Origin of the sequence: Pigmentiphaga sp. GD03639, assembly GCF_029845405.1 — a bacterium.
Lineage (GTDB): Bacteria > Pseudomonadota > Gammaproteobacteria > Burkholderiales > Burkholderiaceae_B > Pigmentiphaga > Pigmentiphaga daeguensis.
The window spans coordinates 1-1,324 of record NZ_JAOCLR010000075.1; the positions used below are offsets into that span (position 1 = coordinate 1).

The following is a 1,324-nucleotide window of genomic DNA, read 5'->3' on the forward strand; positions in this document are numbered from 1 at the left end:
ATCGACCAACTGGAGCAGTTGCCCGCTCCCGACGGCTTCCGGCGCATCACCCACATGCTGGTGGACGCCGGTGCTCGGGACATCACCTGGGTCGATCCGCTGCCCGCCGACATCATCCGCACGCCACCGGCCATCGGCTTCACCGTCGCCACGATGAAGTTCCAGGGTCACGTCACCGTGCTGTATGAGCGTGGCCTCGACCTCTACGCGGTGGAGCTGCGCCGCGACGGCGAGCTGATTGAACGGGTCGATGAGGTGTTCTTCGACACCCTCGGCGAGACGCTGGAACGGCTGATCGACGACGGGAGCTGGCGCCGCATCCGAGTGCAGTGCCTGTTGTCGGGTCGCAAGGCTGTCCGGCACTGATCTCCCAGCAGCTTCCCGCCTTCGCGGCGGGAAGCCTCTCTTCCTGCATCCCTGGAGATCACACCCATGACTGTTCGATTCAAAGGCACGGAGCTGCGGCCCGTGCTCGCCGAAGCGGTGGCGAATCAATGCCGCGTCATCCTGGTCAAGGATCAGGGCGTGTACTTCCTGGCCGAGCGCGGCGAGCGCCGACCCGATGGTCGCCAGAAGACCATCGCCTATGCCGCCGGCTGCAACCCGGATGTCGATGCGTTCGATGACTGGTGGGAGCTGGCGCGCGCCGAGTTCGGCGGCGATGACTTTGGCGAGTTCTTCGATCCGCAGGAGGGCGTGTTTGCGCGCATCCTGCGCAGCGAGGACGACCTCGACGTGTCCGCTACCACGACACACCTGTCGCTGCAGGCGGTTCCTCCCACGCCCAGCGGTAACTGACCGCCCATCCCTGGCCCCCGCTCCGGGAGCCTCTTTCTTCCCGGCAATGTGGACAGCCGCGAGTGCCGATTGCCGCTCGCCTGCGCGCCATCCCGGCGCCACGCTTCCGGCCATGTTCCGCTGACGTCCGTCAGCGACATGCCCAGGCAGCCACGATCTTCAAGGCTGCGACGCGGTTCCGACCGCGTTGATCACCCTCCAGTTCGCACCGGCATCCATGCGCGAACAGCCATCGGTTCTCGATGGCGATGCCATCAAACTGTTCCATCAACCCACGCGGGGGTTCCACACCTTCCCCGCCTTGGGTCGGGTGTGTCTCCGCCTCATTGTTCCCAGGAGATTCACCATGACCACTTCCAACGAAAAGTCCTACTTCGATCTGCACATCACCGGCCTCGGGTATCTCAATCGCATCCGCGAAGTGAAGCCCAAGAAAGGTGATGCGTTCCTGGCCTGCGACATCGCGGCTCTGAACGGTCCCAGCGATGACGTCTCGTATGTGCGTTTCGACACGCGCGTATCGGGT

At 64.4% G+C, this 1,324-nt stretch carries 2 protein-coding genes and 1 pseudogene; all 3 read left to right on the forward strand.

The features are described 5' to 3' along the window. Positions 1–366: pseudogene (locus tag N5K27_RS28820) on the forward strand (GTPase); the annotation flags it as partial. A gap of 66 nt (positions 367–432) precedes the next feature. Further along, positions 433–798 (forward strand): DUF3085 domain-containing protein, encoded by a 366-nt coding sequence (locus N5K27_RS28825; RefSeq protein ID WP_279821010.1) that lies wholly within the window; start codon positions 433–435, stop codon positions 796–798. Positions 799–1,144: 346 nt separating this feature from the next. Next, positions 1,145–1,324, forward strand: a 180-nt coding sequence (locus tag N5K27_RS28830; protein WP_279821012.1) for a DUF3577 domain-containing protein, incomplete at its 3' end; no start/stop codon positions are given.